At 36.2% G+C, this 26,584-nt stretch carries 25 protein-coding genes and 1 pseudogene; 5 read left to right on the forward strand and 21 right to left on the reverse strand.

What is annotated here, in order from left to right; all coding sequences use genetic code 11:
* Positions 1-18: 18 nt before the first annotated feature.
* The 11 genes and pseudogenes from QFZ87_RS18360 to QFZ87_RS18410 all read right to left on the reverse strand — a co-directional run bounded on the left by QFZ87_RS18360 (position 19) and on the right by QFZ87_RS18410 (position 11,679).
* Positions 19-1,453, reverse strand: a pseudogene (locus QFZ87_RS18360) (aldehyde dehydrogenase family protein).
* Positions 1,454-1,522: 69 nt separating this feature from the next.
* Positions 1,523-2,863, reverse strand: a complete 1,341-nt coding sequence (gene sftI / locus QFZ87_RS18365) for a sulfoquinovose isomerase (protein WP_309864429.1) — start codon at positions 2,861-2,863, stop codon at positions 1,523-1,525.
* A gap of 81 nt (positions 2,864-2,944) precedes the next feature.
* Complete coding sequence (locus QFZ87_RS18370) at positions 2,945-3,631, reverse strand: DUF4867 family protein (RefSeq protein WP_309864432.1); 687 nt, start codon at positions 3,629-3,631, stop codon at positions 2,945-2,947.
* A gap of 13 nt (positions 3,632-3,644) precedes the next feature.
* Positions 3,645-4,523: a class II fructose-bisphosphate aldolase gene (locus QFZ87_RS18375; RefSeq protein WP_309864434.1), complete on the reverse strand. Its 879-nt coding sequence runs from the start codon at positions 4,521-4,523 to the stop codon at positions 3,645-3,647.
* Positions 4,520-5,695 (reverse strand): diphosphate--fructose-6-phosphate 1-phosphotransferase, encoded by a 1,176-nt coding sequence (locus tag QFZ87_RS18380; protein WP_309864436.1) that lies wholly within the window; start codon positions 5,693-5,695, stop codon positions 4,520-4,522. The genes QFZ87_RS18375 and QFZ87_RS18380 overlap by 4 nt, the downstream gene beginning before the upstream one ends.
* A 124-nt stretch (positions 5,696-5,819) precedes the next feature.
* A complete protein-coding gene (locus QFZ87_RS18385; protein WP_309864439.1) occupies positions 5,820-6,698 on the reverse strand; it encodes a sugar phosphate isomerase/epimerase family protein in 879 nt (292 codons plus the stop codon).
* A gap of 29 nt (positions 6,699-6,727) precedes the next feature.
* Positions 6,728-7,750, reverse strand: coding sequence for a Gfo/Idh/MocA family protein (locus QFZ87_RS18390; RefSeq protein WP_309864440.1), 1,023 nt, complete (start codon positions 7,748-7,750; stop codon positions 6,728-6,730).
* Positions 7,751-7,814: 64 nt separating this feature from the next.
* Positions 7,815-8,558 carry a sugar phosphate isomerase/epimerase family protein gene (locus QFZ87_RS18395; protein WP_309864443.1) on the reverse strand — a complete coding sequence of 248 codons (744 nt, stop codon included), beginning with the start codon at positions 8,556-8,558 and terminating at the stop codon, positions 7,815-7,817.
* Positions 8,559-8,645: 87 nt separating this feature from the next.
* Positions 8,646-9,938: an ABC transporter substrate-binding protein gene (locus QFZ87_RS18400; RefSeq protein WP_309864447.1), complete on the reverse strand. Its 1,293-nt coding sequence runs from the start codon at positions 9,936-9,938 to the stop codon at positions 8,646-8,648.
* Positions 9,939-9,978: 40 nt separating this feature from the next.
* Positions 9,979-10,803, reverse strand: a complete 825-nt coding sequence (locus QFZ87_RS18405; RefSeq protein WP_309864452.1) for a carbohydrate ABC transporter permease — start codon at positions 10,801-10,803, stop codon at positions 9,979-9,981.
* Positions 10,804-11,679, reverse strand: a complete 876-nt coding sequence (locus QFZ87_RS18410) for a carbohydrate ABC transporter permease (protein ID WP_309864455.1) — start codon at positions 11,677-11,679, stop codon at positions 10,804-10,806. It lies immediately after the preceding gene.
* Positions 11,680-11,779: 100 nt separating this feature from the next.
* Between QFZ87_RS18410 and QFZ87_RS18415 the strand changes: the two genes are divergently transcribed.
* From QFZ87_RS18415 to QFZ87_RS18435, 5 genes are all read left to right on the forward strand, one after another.
* Entirely contained in the window at positions 11,780-13,600 is a 1,821-nt protein-coding gene (locus tag QFZ87_RS18415) for a sensor histidine kinase (RefSeq protein WP_309864458.1), read from the forward strand.
* Positions 13,587-15,176, forward strand: coding sequence for a response regulator transcription factor (locus QFZ87_RS18420; protein WP_309864460.1), 1,590 nt, complete (start codon positions 13,587-13,589; stop codon positions 15,174-15,176). Before QFZ87_RS18415 ends, QFZ87_RS18420 begins: the two co-directional genes overlap by 14 nt.
* A gap of 402 nt (positions 15,177-15,578) precedes the next feature.
* The gene (locus tag QFZ87_RS18425; RefSeq protein ID WP_309864463.1) at positions 15,579-15,725 is read left to right on the forward strand and encodes a hypothetical protein; all 147 of its coding nucleotides are present in this window, start codon (positions 15,579-15,581) and stop codon (positions 15,723-15,725) included.
* A 151-nt stretch (positions 15,726-15,876) separates the two neighbouring features.
* Positions 15,877-16,635, forward strand: coding sequence for a hypothetical protein (locus tag QFZ87_RS18430; RefSeq protein ID WP_309864466.1), 759 nt, complete (start codon positions 15,877-15,879; stop codon positions 16,633-16,635).
* Positions 16,632-17,216, forward strand: a complete 585-nt coding sequence (locus tag QFZ87_RS18435; RefSeq protein WP_309864469.1) for a hypothetical protein — start codon at positions 16,632-16,634, stop codon at positions 17,214-17,216. The genes QFZ87_RS18430 and QFZ87_RS18435 overlap by 4 nt, the downstream gene beginning before the upstream one ends.
* A 343-nt stretch (positions 17,217-17,559) precedes the next feature.
* Here the strand turns inward: QFZ87_RS18435 and QFZ87_RS18440 are convergent, their stop codons facing one another.
* From QFZ87_RS18440 to QFZ87_RS18485, 10 genes are all read right to left on the reverse strand, one after another.
* Positions 17,560-19,449 carry a hypothetical protein gene (locus tag QFZ87_RS18440; protein WP_309864472.1) on the reverse strand — a complete coding sequence of 630 codons (1,890 nt, stop codon included), beginning with the start codon at positions 19,447-19,449 and terminating at the stop codon, positions 17,560-17,562.
* A gap of 320 nt (positions 19,450-19,769) precedes the next feature.
* Positions 19,770-20,186: a GIY-YIG nuclease family protein gene (locus QFZ87_RS18445; RefSeq protein ID WP_309864474.1), complete on the reverse strand. Its 417-nt coding sequence runs from the start codon at positions 20,184-20,186 to the stop codon at positions 19,770-19,772.
* 151 nt (positions 20,187-20,337) lie between these two features.
* Entirely contained in the window at positions 20,338-21,282 is a 945-nt protein-coding gene (locus QFZ87_RS18450; protein WP_309864476.1) for a bacteriophage abortive infection AbiH family protein, read from the reverse strand.
* Between the two features lie 118 nt (positions 21,283-21,400).
* Positions 21,401-21,691, reverse strand: a complete 291-nt coding sequence (locus tag QFZ87_RS18455; protein ID WP_309864481.1) for a hypothetical protein — start codon at positions 21,689-21,691, stop codon at positions 21,401-21,403.
* An 82-nt stretch (positions 21,692-21,773) separates the two neighbouring features.
* On the reverse strand, positions 21,774-21,971 hold the full coding sequence (locus QFZ87_RS18460) for a recombinase family protein (protein ID WP_309864484.1): 198 nt from the start codon (positions 21,969-21,971) through the stop codon (positions 21,774-21,776).
* A 294-nt stretch (positions 21,972-22,265) separates the two neighbouring features.
* Positions 22,266-22,442, reverse strand: coding sequence for a hypothetical protein (locus tag QFZ87_RS18465; protein WP_309864487.1), 177 nt, complete (start codon positions 22,440-22,442; stop codon positions 22,266-22,268).
* Positions 22,443-22,761: 319 nt separating this feature from the next.
* Positions 22,762-23,100 carry a hypothetical protein gene (locus tag QFZ87_RS18470; RefSeq protein WP_309864490.1) on the reverse strand — a complete coding sequence of 113 codons (339 nt, stop codon included), beginning with the start codon at positions 23,098-23,100 and terminating at the stop codon, positions 22,762-22,764.
* Between the two features lie 190 nt (positions 23,101-23,290).
* Positions 23,291-23,581: a hypothetical protein gene (locus QFZ87_RS18475; RefSeq protein ID WP_309864493.1), complete on the reverse strand. Its 291-nt coding sequence runs from the start codon at positions 23,579-23,581 to the stop codon at positions 23,291-23,293.
* Positions 23,582-24,215: 634 nt separating this feature from the next.
* Entirely contained in the window at positions 24,216-26,075 is a 1,860-nt protein-coding gene (locus tag QFZ87_RS18480) for a hypothetical protein (protein WP_309864496.1), read from the reverse strand.
* Between the two features lie 149 nt (positions 26,076-26,224).
* Positions 26,225-26,548: a hypothetical protein gene (locus QFZ87_RS18485; protein ID WP_309864499.1), complete on the reverse strand. Its 324-nt coding sequence runs from the start codon at positions 26,546-26,548 to the stop codon at positions 26,225-26,227.
* Positions 26,549-26,584 lie beyond the last annotated feature (36 nt).

Genomic DNA, 26,584 nt, shown 5'->3' on the forward strand with positions numbered 1-26,584 from the left:
ATTAATCCCCTCAAGAACTTACAGGTTAAATACAATAATACGTTCCTCAGTCATTTCTTCGATGGCGTATTTTGGACCTTCCTTCCCATTGCCACTATTCTTTACCCCGCCATATGGCATATGATCCACACGATAGGCAGAGGCATCATTGACAATGAGTCCACCCACTTCTATTTCTAGAGCTGCTTTCATCGCAAATTGAAGGTCATTCGTGAATAAACCAGCTTGCAACCCGTATTCAGAATCATTTACTTTTTCAATGACCTCATCAACCTCTCTATATACGGCAACAGAAACAACCGGTCCAAAAATTTCTTGCCGACAAACCTTCATATCATCATTTACATTAGTAAGAATTGTAGGATAATAGAGTGCTCCGTTGCGCTTTCCACCCATCTCAATAACCGCTCCTTGTTCGACAGCTTCGTTCACCCAGGCTTCTACCCTCTCAGCCTCTAATAAGCTTATCATTGGACCAATATCCGTTTTTTCATCCATTGGATCTCCGAGGACAAAGAAACTTGTTTGATCCTTTAATAGCGCTAAGAATGGTTCATAAATATCCTGGTGAACGTATACCCTCTGAACAGAGATACAAACCTGACCAGCATTGCTAAAGCCTTTTTGAACAATCAGTGATGCAGCCTGCACTAAGTCAGCATCCTTATGAACAATCGTCGCAGAGTTATTACCTAGTTCTAAAGCTACTTTCCTAAGTCCGGCTTTTGTGCGAAGGATTTCTCCCACACGTGGACTTCCTGTAAAGGTAAACATATTAATGTCTTTATTATCAAGCAGCCAATCTCCAATCTTGGCACCTGAACCTGTTAATACTTGCAGTCGTCCCTTTGGAAGCCCGGCTTCCTCCATTATTTCAGCTAACAATAACGCACAAATGGATGTTACTTCCGCTGGTTTTAATACCACACTGTTTTCCTGCTGCAATGGCAGGACCAATTTTGTGACAAACAAGGTTAATAGGTACATTAAACGGAGTGATAGCAGCCACGACTCCTACAGGTACACGTACCGTGAAGGCGATCCGATTTTCAGAACCTGGAGCAGCTTCGACCGGAATGCCTTCCCCTTGAATTCGTTTCGCTTCTTCTGCTGATATTTGTAAAGTTTGAACTGCACGTTCAACCTCACCACGCGACTCCCGAATGGGTTTACCCACCTCTATCGCAAGAATGTTCGCAAATTCTTCCTTACGCTCCAATAACAGCTGTGATGCTTTCATTAACACTTTATAACGCTCGTAAGGTGGAAACGGCTGTTTAAGCGCGGCCTTTGCCCCTCTCACTGCCGTATCCACATGCTCTTTTTTGGCAATGGAGATGTGCGCTGCCACCTCTTGGCTGTATTTATTTAAAACCGCCGCAGTCATTTCTGTCTTTTCAAACTGTCCATTTATATAAAGTCCATATTGATTGGATAAAGTTACAACAGACATCTATTCTCCACTCCTTAATATTGGGAATGTTTTCATTTACCAAATTATTTCTACGGGGAAAACCATTAGTTATAAAAAGACTTTCGTCTCTAGCCCAAGAATCCGGCCGAGTTCGATTAGCTGCTTCGTTACATCACCGTAGACCAATGCATAATGCGGCTCAAATCCTTCATGCATAAGCTCATATACGGTTGATGTAACTTCGGTCGCTAATTCAACTTCTACCGATGTTCCGCTGAATGGCTGCTCAACATCAAGAGCCGACCCTTTCATGACTAGAAACCGATATCCGTCTGGATAATGACTGACTCTAAATATAGTCACTTCTCCTGGTTTTAAGCCAAAGTCCATGGCCAACCCTATCTTTCGATTGGGATGTACACCTGCTGTTGCTCCAGTTGATGGATGTGCAAGGGAATAGGCACCGGCACCGCAGTGCCAAAATACAACCGAATTCTTATCTTCATTAAAATGAACTAAATCTCCTAAGTAAGGAGCATTTCCACCTGCTAGTTCGCGTAACACATACATCGAAATAGATCCATGAATATCCGATTCACATGAAGTAACCATGCCATCTTCTGTGAACTGCGATAATGTCGAACATGGTGCTGCGCCTAATTCATTAAAGAAGTCCGGCCAGCAGCGCATAGCTAAAGATTTCAGCTCTTCCTTTTTGATATGTTTTTTAATGTAGGTGGAAAACTGGGCGAATTTTTTTACTGTTTCGTCATCCCGCTTTAAACCGACAACTTGCTTTGCTGCCCGGTCAATTTCCCCTACCCATTCTTCCTCTGGAAGTTCCACGCATTTCTTAAAAGCTTCCTGAAGGTCAATCTTATGAAGTGTAACACCAAGTGCCCTTTGAAGTTCTTCCGCGTTGGCATCCGAGAAAAAGAATCCCGGTGGATAGTCCCCAACCACACCAATTTTTAGATTTCGCATCTTCTTCAGTACACGCATTACATCAAATTGGCGACGTAACCTTTGTTGAAGTTCTTCTTCATCTGGATTTCCGAACACGAAGGAAAAAGGATGTTGGTGGTTTCTTAGCACATTACTGGTGCTATTCCCACCAGTTAAAGAATTGAGGCGTAGCCGACCTCCAATACTTGGTTCCCGAACGGACCATACAATGACTGGTTCTTTAAAATACTCTAATGCCTTCACCATAAATTCCCCATCAGCAAATGTAACACTTTGATATAAAATGGTATCAAATTCAATGCTTTTAAGGGGCTCTAAAAATGCCTCGAGTTCTTCTATTGATGAAATGATCTGTTTAGGTGCAAGAACAGTTTGGCAGCTTTCTTCCAACCAATTCAGGCTTTGATCACGATACCGTTCGGCGACTTCCATATCAAATGTTTTTCTGCCGATCGGCAGGAATAAAACTGCTGAATTTATCATTAAACGGTTCTCCTTTTTGACTAAAATATCATCTCTACATTCATCATTATCTTTTTGATAACATAATGTGTTTTCATAAATTCATATTGATGAAGAATCATATAATATATGGATATTTTCTCCGATAATTCCTGGATAAGCACCACGACTCACTAACACTTCTCTTTCAGGATGTACAAGAAGCCATTTATTTTTCATAAATAGCAATTTATCTTCTTCTGTCCGTTTATCGACCTCTTGCTCTAAAGGTTCGTTCGTGCCTGCTGGTAAAATAACAACCACTTTGAAACCATCTTGATTTACTTTACAAGGTCCAAAATGCAAGGTAGTTGCATAAATTTCTATTGCTGTGCCTTTGGGAATAAAGAATGCTTCTACGTTTTTAGAATCATAGCGATTTTGATTGATATCCTGTACACGTCCCAAAAGAAGTACCAGATCAGTAATCGCAATGTTAATTTCGCTGCTTTTATGATATTCAAGCCCATTTAATGTAGAATTCGGACCATTACAGTATCCAATTTCGATAGGCAAGCCCCCATAAAAAGCAAACTGGATTTGATTTTTTACTTTAGTACTTTCCATTTCCGGAACAGATGCCACATATACATTTCCTTCAACAGGAATCACTGTTTGCTCCATAAACTGGTGTAATTCGTTAAAATTATAATTCTCGATAATTTTTCCATAGGCTTTGAATTTTTGATCCTCTATATGAAAAAAAGGGACGTGAGTATTTATTTCTTTTAAGCTATTAAAATCTGACATTGTCATTCACTTCCTAAACCGGCAAATTCAAAAAATGTTGGGCTTTGTTACTACTACCGAATAGTCTTATTTTTTCTTTCACTTTTTCTTTCATGAATTCTCGCCCATTACCAAGCGACTTTGCGAGGTGATATTCGTGAGGATTATCCTTAAGTATTTCAAACATTCCATAGGTAAATGCCTGGCGTAATTCAGTATCGACATTTATTTTCGCTACTCCAAGTGAAATCGCAGCTGATATTTGGTCATCAGGAACATCTGAACCCCCATGAAGAACAATCGGCCGATTTACAGCAGCAGAAATTTCTTTCAGTCTTTCCAAAGCCAGCTTTGGTGGTTTTTTATAAATACCATGTGCAGTACCGATTGAAACAGCCAAGTAATCAACATCAGTTGCTTCCACATAGGTCACTGCTTCTTCCGTACTAGTGATCATCGCATCCTCTTCTGCTACTGTAATATCATCCTCTGTACCGCCTATTTTTCCAATCTCCCCTTCTGTACCAATTCCGATTGGGCGTGCTAGGTTCACCACTTTAGCGGTTATAGCTGCATTTTCCTCGAAAGAAAGAGCAGACCCATCAAACATGACAGACTGAAACCCGAGTTGAATCGCTTGTTTTGTTTGAGCATAGTCACGGCTGTGATCTAAGTGAATACATATTGGAACTGTGATATTTTTTGAAAATAGATCTATCATTCTTTTCATATTCTCCAGTCCCATGTACTGGATCACCTTTTGTCCTATCATAATCATTACCGGTGCTTGTTCCTCTTCAGCTGCCCAAAGAATGGCCTGTATGGTTTCTGCATTGTGGGTACTAAACGCCCCAACAGCATATTTATTTGTATAGGCATGAGTTAATAAGTCTTTTCCGGAAATATATGTCATAATATTCCTCCAAAACTAAAAAAATCTTTTTTTACATCTACTGAATCTACTTGAGAATAGTCACTACTGATTAGTGGTGAGAGCCACTCGTAATATTTTTTCGTTTGATGCAAATATTCATAAGGCAGTAATCTCTCGCTCGTATTTGCAACGGTATGGAGGGGCACAGCACAATAGTCATATTGATAAAAGGTGCCAGGTCTCCTTTTAATGCTTACCATGACATTGGTTTTTCCTTCTTTTATAAAATCAGCAGCCATATGCCCTATTTCATATGCCTCATGCCGATCCTGTGCAGACACAGCTAAAGAAGAACTCCTCTGATTCATTCCTAACATTTCAACTCTAGTAAAATACCCTAGATTATCATTTACCATCTCTTTCAAGCGAAAAGAGAGGCCACCAAGGACACTTCGACCTTTTACCTTCCCCTGTTCCACTTGGCCCCACCCTTCCATTACCGCTCCTTCACTGACTACTACCGTGGCAGTACCATAAGCATTCACTGCATTGTGTACATCATCAAGAAATCGATCTTTTTTAATGGGAACCTCAGGAACATAAATCAGGTGCGGGCCCTCCTGTTCCTGTCTTTTCAAATAACCTGCAGCCAATGCCAGCCAGCCAGCATTTCGCCCCATCGTTTCAATGACTCTGACCTGTTCAAAATTAGACATGGCTGCTAGATCATAACTGATATCCCTGGTTGCATACGCCACGTATTTTGCTGCACTCGCAAAGCCTGGGGCATGATCGGTTTCAGCCAAGTCATTATCTACAGTCTTGGGTATTCCTATGACTTGTAAGGGAATGTTTAATTTCTGGCCCATTTCACTAATGCGATGCAGTGCTGCCATTGTTCCATTTCCCCCGATAAAAACGAGAGTAGTAATGTTCTTTTTTTCTAAATTTCTAACAGCGGTTTCTATTTTCTCTTCATCCATAAGGAATCTTCCTGCCCCGAGACACGCACCAGGTAAGTCTCTGCTTCGTTGAACCCGTTTTAACAACTCACTTTGAAGGGGAACGATATAATCGCGAGCCAGCCCCTCATATCCGTTCATTACGGCATATACAGGTCTTATGGATGAAAGGTTTTCTAAGAATCCTATTACACTCAAATTAATAACAGCAGTAGGTCCTCCTGCTTGCCCAATTGCCATTCCACTCATACACCACACCCCTTTCCTGGCAAACTATAATTCATTAATGGTAAATGTATCGAAAGAACCCATAAAATATTTGGACTAGACAAATATCTTATGGGAGTGAAGAGATTGATGTTTAATGTATTCTTTAGATAAATTGTTCTAAGTGTTTTTTCGCGTGAAGAAGACCCTTTTGAACCTTTTCATCTGTCCCTTCCCAAATAGGATCTTCATGCTCAATACTAAGAACATGGTTATATCCCACTTCATGAAGCGCCGTAATGAATTTATTCCAATCAACATCCCCTTGACCCGGAATCCGGTGTCTCCACCATTTCATGGTCAGCATTCCTTCGGTTCTTAGAATGTTTGGGAGAACTTCGGTATCTTTTGCTTGGGCCAATACGATATGTTCCTTAAAATCATGTACTGCTTGCACATAATCGATTTTCTGCCACACTAAATGGGATGGATCGATATTTAGGCCGAGCGCGTTAGACGGAACTCTGGTAAATAACTCATTCCATAGAAATGGTGAAACAGCAATGTTATAAACAGGCGGCCAGAACTCATACATCGGACAATTTTCAAAGGCAAGCCTTACACCGTATTTTTCAGCTTTTTCGGCAACTGCAGGAAAGACTTGCTCAAATGTATCTAGGTTTTCTTCGATTGTCTTCATCGGATCTCTACCTGTAAACGTAGAAACTACTTGTACGCCAATGTTTTTTGCTGCTCGTAATAACATATCGATATACTCCAGCGCTTCCCCTCTTTTCTCCTGATCCGGAGACAAGAATGGAAGGGCACCAAACATGATATCAATAACTGGCATTTCATATTTTTCTTGCAGATTCATGATTTCTGAAGTATTTTTCCCTTCCGCAAGCTCTTTCCAATTGATATGTTTATACCTTGGGCCGCCATGAAGTTCGATACCGTAGAAATCATTCTCCTTGGCCCATTTAAATGTTTTTTCGAGTTCCCAATTCATAAAGCAAGATTGGTAGAATCCGACTCTCATCATATATCCCTTCCTTCCTGATACTCTTTGATTTATACATAAATGACTTTGCCAGTTTCAATTGATTCCAACACAGCGTAAGATAGCTTTATCATCTCTTTCCCCTGCTCAAATCCATAAGGTACTGGTTGACCTTGATCAAGAGCTTCAATAAAAGCTTCGAATTCCACTTGGTGAAGTACCCTTCTTTCCAGTGGAACGGTTTCATCTTGATCACCAATAAATAGATGAACTTCTGTTCCGCTGTCAGTACCCCACGTGTTGAAATAACCCTCAGCTCCTCCTTTAGGTCCAATAATTCTATCTGCTCTTCCCCGCATCTTTGTATGTTTCGCCAGTCCCCAGGAGATGGTCATGTTTCCGATATCACCTGATTCAAATTCAATCGTGATGATGGCGGTATCTATTGCCAATTCCTCAAAATGGGCGATTTCCTGACGGTCCTTTCCTAAAATTCCGCCTCTTGCATACACTTTTTTAGGCTTCGAGCCAAACACTGTTTGCCACATCAGGAAAAAGTGACAACAAGTATCCACAACAGGACCCTGGTTGCCATTTTTATCATGCATGGTGATTTTCGGCCGTACCTCCTGAAGAAGATCCGAATTAAACACCATTGGAGAACCAAACAACCCCTTCTTTACCCAGTTGCTTGTCAATTCCACACCATGTGCAAAATTACGTTGAAAACCCAGCCCAAATTTAACACCGGCTTCTTCTACAGCAGCTTGCATCCTTTCAACCTCTTCAAGTGAACTTGCTAAAGGCTTCTCGCAAAATACATGTTTGCCATGGTTTGCGGCCAAAATGGTTGCAGGTCCATGATAAATTAATGGTAATGCAATAGAAATGATATCTACATCAGGCTGGATAATTGATTGAGTAAAATCCGAATATACCTGCTTTACACCTGCTTTTTCAGCCAAAGTATTTGCTCTTTCAAGATCCACATCGGTAACCGAAACTACCTCATGCCCGGCTAGTTGCCATCCCTGGACATGTTGATTCGCCATGTCCCCTGCACCTAGAACTGCAACCCTATACTTTTTACTCATTGTTTCTACCCCCATAATAAAAATTGCTATTTTACCATTATTCAAGTTTTAAAGGGTCAGCACTCTACATCCCCAAGTTTTGAAGGAATTTCCTGCTTATAATGGCGCTCTCAATTGGCACTTTATCGGTTTCATCTTGTTCAACGGTCCACCATTCCAAATGTAACGTTTTTAATTCGTTGACAAGGGCGACCAAATCCATATCACCGTTTCCAAGTTCTTTCCATTGACCGTTTGCGGTGTCTTTCACGTGCACATATTTAATCGTTTCTCTATACCGATCGATAAATTCTTTGAAACTATAATTAGCACGGTAAATCCATGCGAAATCGGCAGCCAGCTGCATATTCGGGTCTTTGTTAATCACATCGAACAGCTGATAGCCGTAGTCAAATTCCCAATCATGGTTGTGGTATAAGAGCTGTATCTTTTTATTTGCACAGCTTTTTGCAATAGAAGAAATGGCTTCAATCCATTCTAAATATTCTTCTAGACTGTCTTTTTTTAATAATGTAACGATTAGCCTTTGAATACCGAAACGATTCATTCTTTCAAGTAAGGCAGTTAAATCCTCCTCTGGGTGATCGGGGTGAAAGGATTCAGCAAGAATATGTAATGCAACGATTTTTAGATTTGGATTTTGCTTTAAATAGGTGTTCAGGTTTTCCTCATCGTTAACAAGATTAAATCGGCATTCAACACCATAAAAACCTGCCTGCAAAACATCATTGAAGATGATAGGAAAATCAGTTTCGATCCGTTCTACGCCCCACATTCTTGTTTGTATGGCCAGCTTAGGTGAATGCATCTCAAAAACACTTCCTCACTATTATTTTCATGGGATGGCTTTAAAGAAAGGGAGACGTTGTTCCGTCTCCCAATCATAATCTTTTTATTATTGTTTCCTTAGGGTGTTCATCGCTTCATCTAATTTTTCAAGGGTCTGCTCTTTGGTCAATTTATCCGCCACATATGCTTGGAAAATTGAACCGAATTCTTTCTCATAACCAGAAGGCAGCATATTGTAGTAACGTCCATCACTTAAACCTTTATCGGTGTAAGCAGTTAGAGCCGTAGCCAGTGGACCAAGTTGCTCATTGGTAAATTTTATATTGGTGAAAGCAGGGATAAACTTAAATTTTTCCACAATATACTTTTGACCTGCTGGATCGGTTACCAGCCAATTTAACCATTCTTTTACTTCAGGAATAACCTTTGAATCCTTATTAATAGACCAATAGTTTCCTGCAAATGCAAACATTTCTTCGTTGGCTTTTACATCATCATTAATTGGAATCGGGAACATTCCCAAGTTTAATTTAGACCCCATCTGGTCCAGCACTGGCTGTGTCCAGGAACCTTGTTGAATAATGGCCCCTTCACCAGCTACAAATTTTGCCATAGAGGTGTTGTAATCAGTTGTCATCGCATCCTTATTGCCGTACTTTTTATTCAAATCAAGTAGTTTCATGTAATCTTCCGTCTGTCCGTTTCCTTTGAAAGTTACTTTTCCATTATTTAAATCTTCCATCCATTTTCTCGGATCTTCTTGTCTGGCAAACACAGCGTTAAAACCTTGCTTACCCATGGTGAAATTTTCCTGCCAGGCATTAACGAAAGCCGTAATACCGGCAGCTTTCAGTTTTTTAGCTACTTCTTCAAGCTCGCTTAATGTTTTCGGAGTTTCCTTAATACCTGCTTTTTCGAATAAATCTTTATTGTAGATGTAGCCAAAACCTTCTATGTTGTATGGCATTCCATAGATTTTCCCATCCACTGTAATAGGTGGTTTAGCGATTTCTACCATGTCTTTCACCCAAGGCTCATTCGAGAGGTCAACCATCCGATCCTTCCACAATACCGCATCCGCATCACCATTATTGGTAAATACGTCAGGAGCATTTCCAGATGCAAAGGCTGACTTCAAAGCCGTGTTATAATCATCCTGACCACCTAAAAACTGAAATTCGATGTTTGGGTGTGTTTTTTGGTATTCTGTGGCCATCTCTTTTAATTGGTCGACGATTTCCCGCTTTAATTGAAGAACCGTAATAACCTTCTTCTCTTGGGATTTTCCCCCTCCACCTGATGCATTGTTGGAACTTGATGGCTCCGTCTTATCGGCGCAAGCACTGAGAACAGCAAGTAAAAGCATCAAAGATACACACAAGCTAAATACCTTTTTCATTTGATAGCCTCCCCTAATAATTTTATAGTGTTTTACATGACTAACCTTTTACTGATCCAGCCGTTACTCCATCTATCACATGTTTTTGCAAAATCAGAAAGAAAATAATAATTGGTGTAATGCTCATCACCAGGCTTGCCAGTCCCATATCCCACTGCTTCGAATATTCCGTAAAGAAGGTGAAATTTGCTAGCGGAATGGTTCTCAATTCTATGTTTTGTAGAATCAGTGAGGGGAGCAGGAAATCATTCCAAACCCATAAGCTTTGGAGAATAATGACCGTTACCGTCATGGGTTTTAACAAGGGAAAAACTACCCTCCAAAAAACCCCATAAGGAGAGCAGCCGTCAATAACCGCTGCCTCTTCCAATTCAAGAGGAATAGTCTTAATAAATCCTTGAAATAGAAAGACACATAACGGTACTCCAAGACCCCAGTAGATAAAAATAAGTCCTAGATGACTGTTCATGATATTCAAACCATTAGCCACTTGTACGAGTGGAATCATAATGGACTGAAAGGGAATAACCATAGCAGCAACGAACAAAGTAAAGACCAGTTTACTAAAGAAAGTGGGTCTGCGAGCAATACGGTAGGCTGCCATTGCACTGATCAATGTCATCCCGGCAACGCTGAAAACGGTTACAATTAATGAGTTCCAAAAAGCCTTCGGATAATCAATTCTCTCCCATACTTTTAGGTAGTTAGACCAAAGAAATTCTTTAGGCCAGCTTGCCCCATTAATCAGAATATCTGCGAAACTCTTAACCGAATTAATAAAAACGAAATAGAAAGGAATTAAAAATAGAATGGCGATTATGATTGCAAATAGCTCCAAAATCCACCTTCCCTTGAAGATTGCCAATTATTGTACCTCCCTTCTTTTTGTAAACCAGACTTGCAATAAGGTAATTAACGCGACAACAATAAAGAAAATGAAAGCTTTAGCTGAACCAACCCCCATATTATTACGAGTAAAGGCTTCGACATAAATATCTAAAGCCACAGGCTCAGTGGAACGGAAAGGCCCCCCCTTCGTTAATGAGAAAATAACATCAAAAACCTTAAAGGATGTCGATAAACTGAGGAATACACAGACCGTAACAACCGGCATAATTAATGGAAGAATGATATGCCTGATTTTATGAAGAGTAGTCGCACCATCCATTTCAGCTGATTCTAATAATTCATGCGGGACACTGGCTATACCTGCAATATATATAACCATTAAATATCCTGCAAAATGCCAAACACTTACGATCACAATGCCCCAAAAAGCGGTGTTTTCTGTACCAAGCCACGGCAGGTTAAAAAAGTCAATTCCCGTTAATTTACCGACTGTCGGGAGGCCTCTAGTGAAAATGAATAGCCAAATAAATCCAAGTAAGATTCCTCCAATAACATTAGGCAAAAAAGCGATGGCACGAACTGGATTTCTGATACGGATTTTTCTAGTTAATAAGAACGCTAATAAAAACGCTAATACATTGTTCAAAATAACAACGACAACGGAATACTTAGCGGTAAATAAAAATGAGTTAAAAAAGTATTCATCTTTAAAGATACGAAGGAAGTTATCAAAGCCTATCCAATTTTTTGCTGTAGAAATTCCATTCCAATCGGTAAAGGAATAATACATTCCCAATAAAAACGGGATAATTTTCATTATGAGGAATAAAACCAGTGCAGGTCCCAAAAATATCACGAGTTGCAGATTGTCGCTTTTTTTGCTATATTTCATTATTATACCTCCTCCCTTATCTAATAGTTTACAATTAACTAAATTATCGGTAAATTCTAAAAATTTGATATATGAAGTGTAATATATTGACATAGGAGGAATGATGTTTAGCATTCGTTATAAACTAACCCTACTGTTGTTGTCTGCCATTTTACTTCCCATTGTAACTTCCATTTTGATCACCCATAATCTGACCAAATCTTCTATCACTGAAAAGGTGATTGAGGAGAACTCAAAATTATTATTTCAAGGTAAAACAAATTTGGAGAACTACCTACAATCCATTGATAACACCACACAAAGCGCTTTATTTTCTAGAACCCCCTACCGATTATTTGACTTAATGAGAACCCGTACTCCTAAGGATCAAGAAAAAAATGATATCAATTTGTCTATCACTCAGTTGGGGGATTCAAAAAAAGAATTTCACCAAGTGTTCTTATTCTTGGACAGACAAAAACAAAGCTATCTTTACTCTGACTATGTAAGTAAACAAACTATGTCAAATTTTAAAACAGAGCATAATGAAAGGGCTTTCATAGAACCAACCCATTTAAGTGATATCTATGGTTTCAATCAAAGGAATTTACTATCTCGATATGAACGCAAACAAGTATTTTCCTTTTATCGTATCATTGAAGACGTTCCGTTAAGGGACCGTCTAGGCGTACTTTCTATTGACGTACGACTTGATTATCTGAGTTTTATTAGCGATATGCTATACACAAATAAAGAAGAAGATATTTTTATACTGGATCCAGACGGGGATGTCATTTATTCTTCTCAAGAAAAATTAATAGGTACAAAAGTACAGGAAGATTGGGTCGGTAAACTGTTTAGGATTAAAAAAACGGCCTCTCATTTTGAAGTAAACGATAATGGTTCTAAAGAATTAATTCTATATGATACTATTAACCTTCCATATGCAAACTGGAAATTGGTTAAGAGAATACCCTATAGCTGGTTATATCATGATGCCAACCTTTTAACTAAGATTAATACTTTTGTAGTCATCTGTTTCTTAATTCTGGCGATTAGCGCCTCATTGATAATAGTTATCCAAACTGTTGTAAGACCCATCCGCAAGCTTATTTATGAGATGAACATTGTGGAAAGAGGTGAATTTAATGTTCAATTTCCAAACATCAACCGTAAAGATGAATTTGGGGTATTAGCTAGACGCTTTCATCAAATGGTTGACCGAATTAACTCACTTATTCTAAGTGAATATAAGTTAGAAATAGCCAATAAGACGAACCAATTGAAAGCACTTCAAGCACAGATTAATCCACACTTTTTCAATAATGTACTGCAGTCGATTGGCACCTTAGCGTTAAAGGATAAGAATCTTAAAATCTACTCATTAACATCGGCGTTAGGAAGAATGATGCATTTTAATATGAAAATTGATGAGTCCATTATTCCACTTGGGAAGGAAATAGATTACATAAAATCCTATTTAGAACTTCAGCAGCAAAGATTTGAGGATGATTTCCAGGTGATTATGGATATTGACGAGGCAACTTTTCCTATTCAGGTTCCGAAGATGATTCTGCAGCCCATTATTGAAAATTATTTTATGCATGGCAGAATGGATCAAGGGAACCGGGGTGTCCTGAAACTAACTACTAAACTAGAAAATAATGAAGAACTGATTTTAATAGTCGAAGACAACGGACAAGGAATCAATGAGTCGAAAATGAAAGAATTGATGAATGTATTACAAGAAAAAAACGACTTTGAATGGAAATCAACAGACCATATTGGCCTATTAAATGTATTAACTAGGTTACGCGTTTACTTTTGCCCAGAAGTAAAAATGATTTTGAATCATGTAGTCCCACATGGTTTAAAAATAACGACAAAAATACCTTTACATAAAGGCGGTGATCCAGAAAAAAATGAAGGTGTTAATCGTTGATGATGAAAAACATGTACGAGAGGCCATTTTGCTTTTAATTCCATGGGAAGAATATAAAATTTCAAAGGTTTTCGAATCACAGAATGTAGAAGCTGCTAAAAAAGTCATTGAGGTAGAAAAGCCAGATATTATCTTTCTGGATATGATGCTGGCAAATCAAACTGGTATTGAGCTGTTAAGCTGGATTCATGAATGCGGCATCACTTCGAAAGTAATTGTAGTAAGTGGATTCAATGATTTTCATCTTGTCAGAAATACCATGAGATACAACGGAGTCGATTATATATTAAAACCAATCGATCAAGGTGAAATTATAAATGCCCTAGAAAAAGCGATTGATGCTTGGAAACAAGATGAGGTAAAAAGATTAGAGAATCAATCGAAAGACTTAAGAATGCAACACATAGAACCCATTTACTTGGACAAAGCTCTATCGGAATACCTCAAAGAACCTGCAAAGCATTATACTATTCTACAAGAGATTAACAGGGATATCGACGTAAACAATGGTCTGATTCGGATTGCTATATTGAGCTTTCAGCTGATCCATTGGAAAATTCATCAAAGGTTTTCGACAAACAAAGATTTACTGCTTTTTTCAATTAAAAATTTATGTAACGAATATTTAAGTCTGTATGGTTGTGGTTATGCTTTTCAGAATTGGAACAATGAGAATGAGATTGTCATACTATTTTGGAATCAGTTTGACCATACAAAACAAATCCTGGAGGGTATAAATCAGAAGATTGATCAAACTCTAGGTTCACATTTTTTCTTTTCAGTTGGCAAGCCTCAGCCTCTTCCATTAGGAATCTCTCTTTCCTATGATGACGCTAGAAAGGTATTAAAGAGCAAATTAAACCTAAAAAAACCTGCCAGCTTTATTTTTGATGATTCACACTCGAGCGTCATAGAGAATGAAACCATTTATATCAATAATTATGAAAAAAAACTCCTTTTTGCCATGAAGTGTAAAGAAGATTATGTCATCAAATCAATAACAGAAAACTTTACAAACGAATTGCGAACCTTACAAGCCATTACACTCAATCATATAGAGATTTGGCAAAACGAGCTCAATATTTTAAAGTTAAAATATTTTAAAGAATTCTCCGATCATTTAAAGCGATTTGACCCTCAAATTTCCTTTATCCTAATGAATGACAGTGGTCAATTGCTAATTGAGGAATGGTTAAAGGAGCTCAAACAGTCTTTTATTCTACTCCATCAAATCATATCCAAAAATAATACGGAAAGAGTAAATGTTTTTCATGAAATAGCTAATTATATCAGGAAGAATTATCATGAAGATTTAAGCCTGCAATATTTTTCAGATCATTTCTATTTAAGCCGTGAACATATTTCAAGGAAATTTAAGCAGGAATTTGGTACAAATTTACTTGATTTCGTCATTGACGTTAGGATGGAAAAAGCCAAGGCACTATTGTCCGACCACGATTTAAGAGTTTCGGATATTTGCAAAATGGTTGGATATAATGATGAGAAATATTTTTATAAAGTGTTCAAAAAAAGTATAGGGTATTCTCCTTCTCAATTTAGAAATCAAATATTTTAGTAAAATAAAAATGGCTTGGAGGTGTCACTCCAAGCCATTTACTCACTAGTTATTTTTTAAAAAGGGTCTATAATTTTTCTATAGAATTCTAAACGGTCTATAGTATAAAAGTGTTCATCCAATCCATTTTTCTTTTGAAGAAAAACGTTAGTGATCAATATTTTTTTGGCGGGACTGCGTGGGAATCGAACCCACCAGACCTGGCACGCAGGTCTCAAGCAGTTTTGAAGTTAGAAGAACAGTATTATTTCATATTATTTTCAATTATCATCAGTTATTAGGGCCTTTCTTTTAAAAGGTTTTGGGGAAATTTATTTTGTTTAATTATCTGTAATTATCTTTAGGTATTTTTAGTTTGTGACCAGAATGTTACCAGTGTCACAATAATTATGAGACAATCAAATGATGATTACGTGGCTTGAGCTCCCTAACCTCTTACCGTCAATTCAAAGACCGATTTTTCCTCAAATTCTTTTATATCTATTTAATGCTTTAGAAAAAGAATTTTGCCAACAAGGTAAAGATTCTGTTAAAGCTATGCCTTTATGATTCATAAATAAACATAGCTTTAATAAATAACCCACCTTTATCCATAAATGTTGTATATTTAAAGTAAATAATCATTTTGAACCTCAGCATTTTTAAAAAGAGTGACCATTATTTTTGGTTCGTGCATCAAAAGGGGGAGAAACTTCGCAACATGCCTACATTTAGAGCAAGATTTTATTTGGCATCAAATCCTGATAAAAAGTCTTGTAAAAAAGAACATGTATTTCCACTCTCAACACATTTAATAGGGAATAATGGGCAACTTTTTTCTGGAACACTTATTACCCATTTAGGACAACATTTTAAGTTGTATACTAGTAAAATAGCGGGCCCAATTTGGTATGTTTACAATACCAGTTTTGGAATAAAAACCGGGAAAATTGAAATGCAAGAACAGAAACACAAGTCTTCTGCAGTTTCTGGAAATATAGGGGAATCTGTAGTCATCCCAGGTATATCATCTTCTTTAGGAAGAACAATGAATACTCTTGCATTTCACAGACTCAAAGCTTACAAATTACAATGTCCTGATTTTAGAATCTATCTTTCACCTAGTGACCTAAATAAACTTTGGAAAACTCGATTAACTTTGAAAAAGGTTGTACCTGACCTTCCTCTTGAAGTAAAATCTAGTCTTTCACCTGATAATTATTACCCTGTAGAAGCGTTACAACAGCTCTACAGATACTGGACACAGTGTCCCAGAAGCAGTCATGGTTTCGGCATCATTGCTAGAGTATATATTAAACATTCAGAAACCATTATTAGATATTATCTCTTTATACCTAAAAAAACTTTTTCAATGACAAAATTTAAAAATATCGCAGACGGTAAAGGAAAAGCAGCATCAAAACCAGATGCACAAAAAAAACAAAGCATTGTTGAAGAAATTGGAGGACTCTTTTATTGAGCAATAATTCGGTTTTACAATTATTAAATAAAAACGAGTTGTTAATGTCTGTGGGTGATTTTGAATCATGTTCTAAAATTGCAACAACTTTTAATGAAATTATTGAAAAAAATGACGATAACCTTGACGATAACATCCTTGAACAATTAAGGGAAGCTATTGAAATTAATAAAACACTTAAAAGCGATATGGAGGCCTTGAATAAATCATTTGCTTCTAAAGACAGTCCTTTTATGTTTGAACATGACGAAAAGATATCTTCTGTTGTATATAGGGAAAGTCCATTAACCTATGTAATTAAAATGGTGATAAAAGAACAGGAGTGTTGGAAACCCGAAAATCACCATAATTCTGATAATGTATTTAGGACAGAGGATGAAGTAGACTCAAATTTGGAACTAATTTTAGAAATTAACAGAGAAGACATATTCGGCGTCCTCTACTTTTCAAGTTTAGGTACAATAGAAGGAAAACTTTATGAAAATGAAGGAAAAAATTCTCCATATAGAGGAAAACTAATAAAGGAAATCGGTTATAATATCGCAAGTGATATTTATTTCGAAAGAAAGTCAACTAAGTAAGATTTTTCTCCACTTTTCATTTTACAGTCATTTGAAAATTATATAATAGGAAATTTCAATAAGAACATTTAAAATTGAAACAATTAATTTCACTTCTCAAAAAGAACTAAGAACGAGCAATTCATTTTCCTTGTTAGTGCAGTGTAATCCTAATGACGTTGCTAAACGTTGATACTACTTTCCTGTAAGTTTAAGTTGCTTTATGTAAACAAAAATAGCAGACGATATGTATCCGTCTGCTATTTTTTTTTGATTACTCCCATAACCAAAAAAAATAAGCAAAACAGCGCTATCATTTTTGTGCACTGTTTTGCTTATATATTTGCGCCTTTTACTTTTATTTCTAAGCCCAGTAATTCTCTACCAGCTTAGGTTGAAAAGGTACACCGGTTTTTTTCTCATAAAACTCATAAAAATCTTCAGGACTAAAATTCTTATTGGAATAGGTTGTGTGAAATTCTGTATGCAGCTCCCCTTTTAAGGGAATTCCTAATCCGTATTGAAAGTGTAACTTCTCATTTACCTCACAGAGTAGTATTAGTTCTTCGTCTGTGTAACTACCTATCTCTTCATATATGGTGAGCTCCATCACCCGAATGACTTCTTGAACGATTGAGGCAAAAGGATAAATGTGATGTACCTCATCAAACTTTTCCCCACTAATGCCACACCTATAATTCCAAGCTTCAATGCTTGCACTTTTCCAATCCTCGATTTGGTTTCTTAAATACAATTTCAATGGAGTAAGTCCTGTCCAATTTGGATGTTTTGAACCTCTTCTTTCTCTCCTAACCTCATCTTGATAACATCCACAGGATTTTGTATCTCCTCTTATAACACTTGAAATATTACTCACAGCAATATTCCCGCATTCACATAAACACTGTAATCGTATTTTTTCTCCATTTAATCCTCTTAATCGTTTTAAAACCGTTAAACGTCCAAATTTCCTCCCGAGAAGCATTTTTTCAGCCTCGGTACCTCGATAACAACCACAAGAAATGGTGGTCTGGGCTTTTAGTTCCCCACTTCTTGCAGTTACTGTTTTTCCACAGCGACAAATGCAATCCCAAGAGGGTCCACCGGAAATCCTCCTCGCTTGATGTTCAAAATTTCTCTTTATAACCGTAAGATAAGTGAATACCTGACCAGTTAAGTCTATTACCTTCTTTTGAACTGAACATCCACATGTTTTCGAGCGACCATTCTTTAATGAATCTCCCCATATAGACACTTGTTTTCCACATTCACATTCACAAAACCACTTTTTATGTTTCGAATTGGATTTGTCCACATCCAATCCCAAAACCGTTAGGTTTCCGTAGGTCCGACCGGTTAAATCATCTAAAGCATTTAGACAGCCACAGGATTTTACTGTCTCCATTTTAAGGGATGTTCCGGGAACAAGAGCTATATCCGAATTCCCACAATCACAGATACAATAACAAAAAGTCCTTCCGTTAATAACTTCTTGAGACTGAACAGTTAACATATTGAACTTTTGCCCGATTAAGTCCAATCGATATCGATTTTCAAACTGAGAACACCCACAGGATTTAATTGATTCTGAAACCAAGGAACCTCGTAAGATAGACTTTTCTGTTCCACAGTCACATTTACAAAACCATCTTTTACGATTTGGTTCAGAACCTTCTACATCCCTTCCTATTACTAGTAGTTTCCCGAAACGCTTCCCTGTTAAATCTTCTCCAATTCTTAAACATCCGCAGGATTTAACCTCATCTCTTTGAATGTTGTTAGCTGCTACACGGTGCAGCTCTGGATTTCCACAATCACACCGACACCAACAGTAAGTTCGACCTTCTATTGTTTCTTGGGAGACTACCGTTAACAGGTTATATTTTTTCCCAACCAAATTTAACCGATTTGCACAACCACAAGATTTTGATGCACCGGATTTTAGTGAATTCCCCCACACAGAATCCTTTGTTCCGCAATCGCACTTACAAAACCATTTTTTTACTTCAGTAGTCGAATTATCTTTATCTAGTCCTAAAACAAGCCAAGTTCCAAAACGTTGTCCAACTAAATCTTTCATTTTCTTGTTACATCCACAAGATTTAAGTTTTCCTCTCTTAAGTTCACTAGGGATAGCTTTCTTTAACTCCGGATTACCGCATTCACATTGGCAAAAACAAAACGTTTTCCCATCTATCTTTTCTTGAGAAATAACGGTTAATTTCCTAAAGGTTTTTCCTACTAAACTCTCCATGTTGAACATCACCTTATAGTCTCTATTTTGGTTGAAAATGAAAAACTATTGAAAATGAAAAACTATTGAAAATGCTGTGGTCATAATTAGCTTTTTAAAAAAGGAAAAGCATCTGATATTTTACCTTTTCAATATATTAAGAAAAGCAATCAATTTATTATTTAAATCCATAAAATTATACCATTTTTTCAATCCAAAAAATACCAATACCTACACCTTTTAAATCCAAAAAAAGAGCCTGCCGCAGCAACCCCTACTTAAACTCATTCACTCAAATTCAAAAAATCACATAACTTTAATGCCCATTAATACACTATATCTTAAAAATTAAAGAATTTATTAAATCTAAAATTAATAAATTCAGGTTGCAAATGGATTTTTATATATTCTTCTGCATATGTTCTTTGTTTTTTCTCTTTTAGTTGAGTAGTGATAATAACCATGTTTTCATCTTGATACTCTTGGAAAAAGTCGCAATAATCTTTGTATTTTTTTAAAAGCGAAGGTGTACCTTTTAATTCTTTATAATGGTCGTTTAATCTTCCTTCAAGCCTTTCTGACTCTCCAACATATAAGAATTGCTGTTTTTGATTTATATAAATATATACACCTTCATTGAAATCAACATTAAAATTTGGCTTTGGATGTCCAAATGTATGATTTACGATAAGCGGTTCTCCCCATTTAAATATAGATAAATAGTCATTTTCCGAGATGAGTCTATCAATATCAATCATTCCGCATTATCCCCATTTCACAGATTTTTTTAATAGCCTTTCGTCTCTATGTTGAATAGTTAAAAGCTGTCCTAATTCAGACAGCTTTTAAAGTAATCAAGCTAAAACCTACATTTCGCATGAATAAGCTAACGTTTTTCAAATCTTTAACCTATATGCTAAAGACTTCAAGAGTTCCTTTAAAACCAAATGCTCTAATAATTTTTTTATATTCTTCTCTTGTTTCTTTGTAATCATAATCACTTAAATACCAAGTAACATTTTCCTTATTTAATTTATTTATTATCTCTTTTATATAAGCTAAATCCACTTTTGAAAAAGAAAAACCGTATGAGTATATATTTTTTACAGATGGTAATATATCAAAAAAGAATCTTGATTTTCTGATGATTTCCTTCGTGTCTTTTTTTAAGGATTGATGTATCTTGGAAAGAGCCCACTCCGACCCAACGTGTGTATTTTCAAAGTCTTCTCGGGATTCACCATGACCAATTATTAACTCGGTACCTGGCAAGCTTTGGAAACCTCTCTCCCCATGTATGTGGAAAACATCTTCAGCCCCATATAAATCTTCCAATAAACTTGTGTAATTAAAAGTTAAAAACACATCGTTATCAATGTCAATTATGTCTTGTAATTTTTTTTTAGGGAGAACAGTGGATATATCTATGGAATTAACCCACTCCGAAAAAAGTTCTTTAGTCTTTAAAGTTACATTATAAAAATGTTCAGCGGCATCCTCGTTTCTATGGGCTCTATGCCACATATCATCGTCATCATCATCGTCATCCAAAAAATAGGACATTTCATCTAGATACTCTTCAAAGTCTAATCGACCTAAGCTAGTCTCAATGTCGCTCCATCTTTCACCGTATGGCTCCGCTTTGGATATAATATCCATAATAAAAGATACAACCTCGTCTTTATCATATACTTCGGAACCGTCAGGCATCGTACTACTATTAATATTAAATGATGGTGATTTTTTAACTGCTCCAGGATAATTACGAATAAGGTATTGACGAAAATGTTCGTAGCTTGTTGGTAAAGAGTGCGCTAAATCGAAACCATTACCTATAATAAATAAACTGCTCATTTTTTTCACCTCAAAAAAATCTTAGTGCTTTCTTATCTTTTAACTTACAACATTTGCTGCTTCCTCTTTTTCATACTCTTTTACAATTTTATAAAATGCATTTCTTTTTAATCCCAGTTCATGCATGAATTACGTTGCAGTAATCCTTTCTTTCCTTCCAGTCCTTGTATTTATAGACCAGAAGCATTTTTTGTTCATCCGAAAGGGAATGGAAATCCTTCTTAGGCCGACCTAAGTGCTTTCCTCTTTTTTTAGTAGAAATTATGCCTTCCCTCTGAGCTTGTTTGATTCTTTTTCGCTGTTCTTCGTCTGTACAGCTAATCACCTTAAACACGAGATTCCGAATCAACTCATTAATACCTTTATCCCATTCATTATCGTCTTTATATTCCCTATTTAAAATTAGCATATCCAATACACAGACATTGATTTTATTTTCAATAAACCACTGCCACTCTTATTTTACCTGCATTTGGTTACGTCCCAGCCGGTCAAGCGATTTGATGATGATGGTATCCCCTACATCCAAAGCCCGTTTCATATATTGATATTCTGTCAAAATCTTTACCCGACGACTTATCTTCGTAAATTTGCTTTTCTGGAATCCCCAGGTTCAGCATTTCATCCCGCTGCCGGTCCAAATTTTGAAGTACCGAACTGACTCGTATGTATGCGACAGTTTTTGCCATTTCATTTCTCCTCCTTGTTACTTAACTGTTTCTAAAGGTTTTTCGATATTCCTTTTTATTTTTAAAAACATTTTTTTATTGTTTCGCTATCTTAGAAACAGATAAGTTGCTGAATTTACAACATGGAGGCTCATGACTGTAAACCATACCTTTAAAAACACTATTAAGTGTCTTATATTGAAATTGATGGAAAATTTGCCATTTTAAGTCACCAATAAGAGCTTGGATTCCCAAGCTCTCATCTATTAAATTACTATTATACGGGCTAAAGTTTAACGTGCCTAAAATTCAAACCTAAACAATGTACAAATAACTCTTATCATGTTTAACTAATTCAATGCCAGCCTTTTCGTATCTTACAAAGATATTCCTTCCGTCCCAATCCTTAGGCATCTTGTTCCGTAATCCCAGCTTGCCCAAAAGTTTATTCTCGTCATCATGGATGGTGGCAACCCATAAGTTTTCTCTCAATATATTTAAAAAAAAATCAGTGATAATCGTTCCTTTCATAGCCGCATCTTCGCAAACCTTCCATGTACTCCGTTATAGGTATCATATAGTCATACTGCAATGTATTACTTTCCCATTTTCCTTTTTTTAAATATTCAAGCGCACACTCACTCACATAGTCAGATGAATATCGCCAATCATTATATTTCTTCGGCAACTGTTTTTTCATAATAGTGATATGTAAATTCGCCAAGAACTTGCTTCTAGCTTCACCCATCCCTGCAATATAAATTTCATCCTCAACTTAAGAGTTTCAAAAAGCAACTGTATTTTTCAGCCATCAATCGCATGATGATTTTTTCCTAGTCATATCTTCTGGAAATAACTCTATGAGGTGGATGTCTTTTATTCTAGAAAACTCCCTCTTTCTTTCTATTTTTTCTCTATATAATTTTGTATTTAAACCAAAATATTCTATCCATATATCACCGACTTTAAAATCAGCTCTCATCTTATTACTATTTAATTCTTTATGATATGGATAAACAGGTTCTGTATCGTGCTTAATCTTGTGTTCAAAAAGCCAATCATCAATAAATCTTTCTCTTTCCTGTAATGAACGGCACACTTGGCCACCTTTTGCCACACAGACGATACCGTATTTCCCCATTTTCTCCATTTGAATTAGCATTTTTATATCGTGGGTTAATCTGGATTGAAGAGATATAATTGATTAATTAAAACTAAAGAGGTATCTTTAATTCCAGAAAAATCAAAACAGTGAGTATATGAAAAAATAAAGAAATAAAGGAACTTCATTTAGAAGCTCCTTTATTTCTTTAAACAGATAAGATGAATGATTTTTTTGGCTAATCAAGATAGCTGAAATCAACCGAAATTTCATTCCCCGATGGTGTAATGATATTAATACTGTTAATAGCATATGGAACTCTTATTACTCCATTAAGCTCATCTTCCTCGAACGCACAATAGAATCGAACAATATCCGCTCCGAATGTCCGGTCTACAGTGAACTCCTCATTAATTTCAACATTCTCTCTAAAACTCTCAATTTCGTTCTCGACATCAAAAATGAATCCATGTGGGTTGTTAGAGATATCAATATTTTGTTTTAATAATAAACGTTCTAATTTTTTCACATAATCCTGATGCATATAAACCCTCTTTTCCATATAGGATGCAGCAAAATTTATTATATTATGTATTGGTTATTTCTTCAAGTTAAAGAATATACTTCCTCGTTATTCTTTCCTTTCAGAAAAACTTACTTAAATTGATTATATAACGGAATTATCTTTGGTATCTTAACTATAATACTTTCTGATATAAAAAATTTGCTTCTATCTTTCCTTTTTCTAATACTCTTAAAATAAGCCTCAAATACTTTTTAAATTAGAATAATTCTGTTTGACCAGTATTAACATGAATAATCCGAAAGCATTATTGATAGCTAAAAAAACAATAATCTCTGGTATAATATTCCTGATATAGAATTGAGGAGATTAGATGTCAATAAAGGGGAAGGTTCCTGGATGCCTAATGATTATTTTTGTGAAAATGGCGATTTGCCAAAATGAAGTTACAAACAAAAATGATACATATTGTGAGTATTGCTTAGATAAAAGGAAATGTTAGAGAACAATCCAAAAATAACATGGACAGTAGAAACAATTAGTAAATAAACCAGTAACCTAATGTGGTTACTGGTTTATTCTTTATAATATAAGAACTGAATTAGTGGATTTTTATTAAATTGGAAAATCATCCAAGCTACTAATACAATGGTTTTATAATATAATCTTCACCCAAATCGATTACATTAAGGTTAAGATTTTTTGTCATGTCTTTTATTTCTTCTGGTTCAAGAGACGTTCCTACAATCGACTGACACTTCGTCTTTGATAATATCTCAAAGAGCTGTTTTTGGCTTTTAACAGCCATTTGCTGCTGGCCAGGTTCATCAAACACCAAAAGTCCTGGATGATTTCCACCAAACTGTTGACTTGTCTTATAAATAGCAATTACATATGACCAGATTAGACGAATATTATCGCTTGCTGATGAATCAAATTTAATATCAAAGCCGCTTACGATAGGAGTGTATTTATCATAAGAAATGGTGATTTCGCTTTTATTTATACTTGAGAAGCTAAAGCTTTCCAATAAACTTAAAAACTCTTTCTCAAAATAGGTTAGTTTCTTTTTGTCCAATTCTGAGAAGTAATCTTTTGGCAATGCTTCCTGCCTGGATAAGTACCCTCTCCACTCTTCCTTAATCTTTTCAAAACGCCTCTCCATTTTTTCAAAAGAACTGCTTGCCTCTTGAAGCTTATTTAACTGAATTTTTAGCTCCACTAATTTTTCCAACTCTTTTTTAGTAGGAAATTGGGGATTTTCGCTTAATTCTGATTTAAAGAGTCTTAACTCTCTTCTGGCATTTTCAAGGTGTTCGCCAATGGAATCATGCCTCGATTTTTTATTTTGAATTACTTTTTGGGATTGATTTATACCGAATACGAGTGTATTAATTTGCTCTTTTATAAACGTGATATTTTCCGTTAAATCCAATGGGTGGATACTTGTTTCTGGAGGCATTAGTGAATCTTCAACATGCTGATTGCAAGTAGGGCATATGCCCAAAGAAAAACTGGAATCCACGTTTGAACCTAATTTATACAGTTTTTCAGCTTCTTGATTTCGTTTCAAATCTATTTCCAAGCTTCTTAGGTTTTCAATCATGGAACGCTGATTGTTTCTTTCTAAGTGTAAATCCTGCCTGATTGAGTTTATCTCACTCTGTAATTGTAAAACAAGCAGTTCCTGCTCTTTTACTTTCTTTTCATACTCAGCGGTAACATTTGATATCTTTACAATATTATAATTTTCTTTTTCTTTAATCATACGTTCTAACTGAAATATACGGTCAACAATGCCTACAAGTTTTTTATTTTCATCGTACACATTCAATACAAAGTCATCTAAAAGTGTAGGCTTTTCAGGCAGACTCGGAATCTCCGCGTGAATACTGACAGCTAACTCTTCTAAATCCTGTTTTAAAGCGGACCACTTATTTGAAAGTAAAGCACGCAGTATTTTTAATTCTTCCCGTTCCTTTGTATTCTTGGTAACATCCATATTTAAAAGAAACTCAAATGCCCGTTTGGATAAATCCCTGATGCCAAAACTTCCAGATATAGGGGAATAAAAACTGCTCCAACCTTTATTCTGCTCGATAAAAAATAAAGGAAAAAGAGTTTGAATATATAAAATCCTGTCTTTTCCTTCAAAAGTTGGTACCTCTGGCAATTCCCATTCTAAGAAACTAGCTAAAAACGCATGAAATCCAGCTTTTTCCGTTGCCGAACCGCTCATATGGACATAAAAATCTTTGAAATTAACTTTATCTTCTTTGGAGAGCTGGGGCCCAAAGTGGACCCTAATCAATTTTTCATTTATACTTGAAGATTTTATCCATCTAGTGAGAGTTATAATTTCCCCTCTTTGGTTAGAAATCTCAAGTTGCACTTTCGACTCTAAAATAAATATTTCTTTTCCGTTATATGATAGCTTTTCTTTTAGCACAGGCTTCATGGTTTTTGCATTTCTTCCGCCCAGCATTTCTTCGATGCCCAAAACATAAAGGATGGAATTAAGGGTGGAACTTTTTCCCTTTGTATTTCTAGCCCGTAATATGTTGAAACCAGACTCAAAAGGAATATCAGTTCCAAATACTCCTTCAGCCGTATCAATTTTTATTTTTAAGTGATTGATTTTTGTTCGGTTCATGAGGTGTACCTCTCTTTAAATAAATCCAAAATGTACGCGTCTGACAAGCTTTTTTTAATAGTTTTTAGGAAGTTTTTCTCTTCTAAAAAAACATCAACTTCCAAAATATTTTTTGCCATAACTTCTCCTTTTTCAGATAAAGAGAATTTTCCAGTGGTATCATTGAATTTAAAAACTCCCATTGCTACGCCGTAATTTAAAGCTCTGTTTAAAAAAGGGTCAAAGCGGATAATGGGAAAGTTACCCTCATCCTTAAGCTTGAGCAATCTTTCATAGCGTTCCTGATTTTGCAATGCCCAATTAAATAGTTGCAATTTCAACAGTGAAGCTGTCTGTTTCGTAGACGATAGATGTAG

This window comes from Bacillus sp. SLBN-46, from assembly GCF_031453555.1.
Taxonomy (GTDB): Bacteria; Bacillota; Bacilli; order Bacillales; family Cytobacillaceae; genus Neobacillus.

Excerpts from the sequence above, each read along its gene's own strand:
- sftI (WP_309864429.1), bottom strand. The coding sequence starts at position 2,863 with ATGATAAATTCAGCAGTTTTATTCCTGCCGATCGGCAGAAAAACATTT.
- QFZ87_RS18370 (WP_309864432.1), bottom strand. The coding sequence starts at position 3,631 with ATGTCAGATTTTAATAGCTTAAAAGAAATAAATACTCACGTCCCTTTT.
- QFZ87_RS18375 (WP_309864434.1), bottom strand. The coding sequence starts at position 4,523 with ATGACATATATTTCCGGAAAAGACTTATTAACTCATGCCTATACAAAT.
- QFZ87_RS18380 (WP_309864436.1), bottom strand. The coding sequence starts at position 5,695 with ATGAGTGGAATGGCAATTGGGCAAGCAGGAGGACCTACTGCTGTTATT.
- QFZ87_RS18385 (WP_309864439.1), bottom strand. The coding sequence starts at position 6,698 with ATGATGAGAGTCGGATTCTACCAATCTTGCTTTATGAATTGGGAACTC.
- QFZ87_RS18390 (WP_309864440.1), bottom strand. The coding sequence starts at position 7,750 with ATGAGTAAAAAGTATAGGGTTGCAGTTCTAGGTGCAGGGGACATGGCG.
- QFZ87_RS18395 (WP_309864443.1), bottom strand. The coding sequence starts at position 8,558 with ATGCATTCACCTAAGCTGGCCATACAAACAAGAATGTGGGGCGTAGAA.
- QFZ87_RS18400 (WP_309864447.1), bottom strand. The coding sequence starts at position 9,938 with ATGAAAAAGGTATTTAGCTTGTGTGTATCTTTGATGCTTTTACTTGCT.
- QFZ87_RS18410 (WP_309864455.1), bottom strand. The coding sequence starts at position 11,679 with ATGAAATATAGCAAAAAAAGCGACAATCTGCAACTCGTGATATTTTTG.
- QFZ87_RS18415 (WP_309864458.1), top strand. The coding sequence starts at position 11,780 with ATGATGTTTAGCATTCGTTATAAACTAACCCTACTGTTGTTGTCTGCC.
- QFZ87_RS18425 (WP_309864463.1), top strand. The coding sequence starts at position 15,579 with ATGATGATTACGTGGCTTGAGCTCCCTAACCTCTTACCGTCAATTCAA.
- QFZ87_RS18430 (WP_309864466.1), top strand. The coding sequence starts at position 15,877 with ATGCCTACATTTAGAGCAAGATTTTATTTGGCATCAAATCCTGATAAA.
- QFZ87_RS18440 (WP_309864472.1), bottom strand. The coding sequence starts at position 19,449 with ATGGAGAGTTTAGTAGGAAAAACCTTTAGGAAATTAACCGTTATTTCT.
- QFZ87_RS18445 (WP_309864474.1), bottom strand. The coding sequence starts at position 20,186 with ATGATTGATATTGATAGACTCATCTCGGAAAATGACTATTTATCTATA.
- QFZ87_RS18450 (WP_309864476.1), bottom strand. The coding sequence starts at position 21,282 with ATGAGCAGTTTATTTATTATAGGTAATGGTTTCGATTTAGCGCACTCT.
- QFZ87_RS18455 (WP_309864481.1), bottom strand. The coding sequence starts at position 21,691 with ATGCTAATTTTAAATAGGGAATATAAAGACGATAATGAATGGGATAAA.
- QFZ87_RS18460 (WP_309864484.1), bottom strand. The coding sequence starts at position 21,971 with ATGGCAAAAACTGTCGCATACATACGAGTCAGTTCGGTACTTCAAAAT.
- QFZ87_RS18470 (WP_309864490.1), bottom strand. The coding sequence starts at position 23,100 with ATGGAGAAAATGGGGAAATACGGTATCGTCTGTGTGGCAAAAGGTGGC.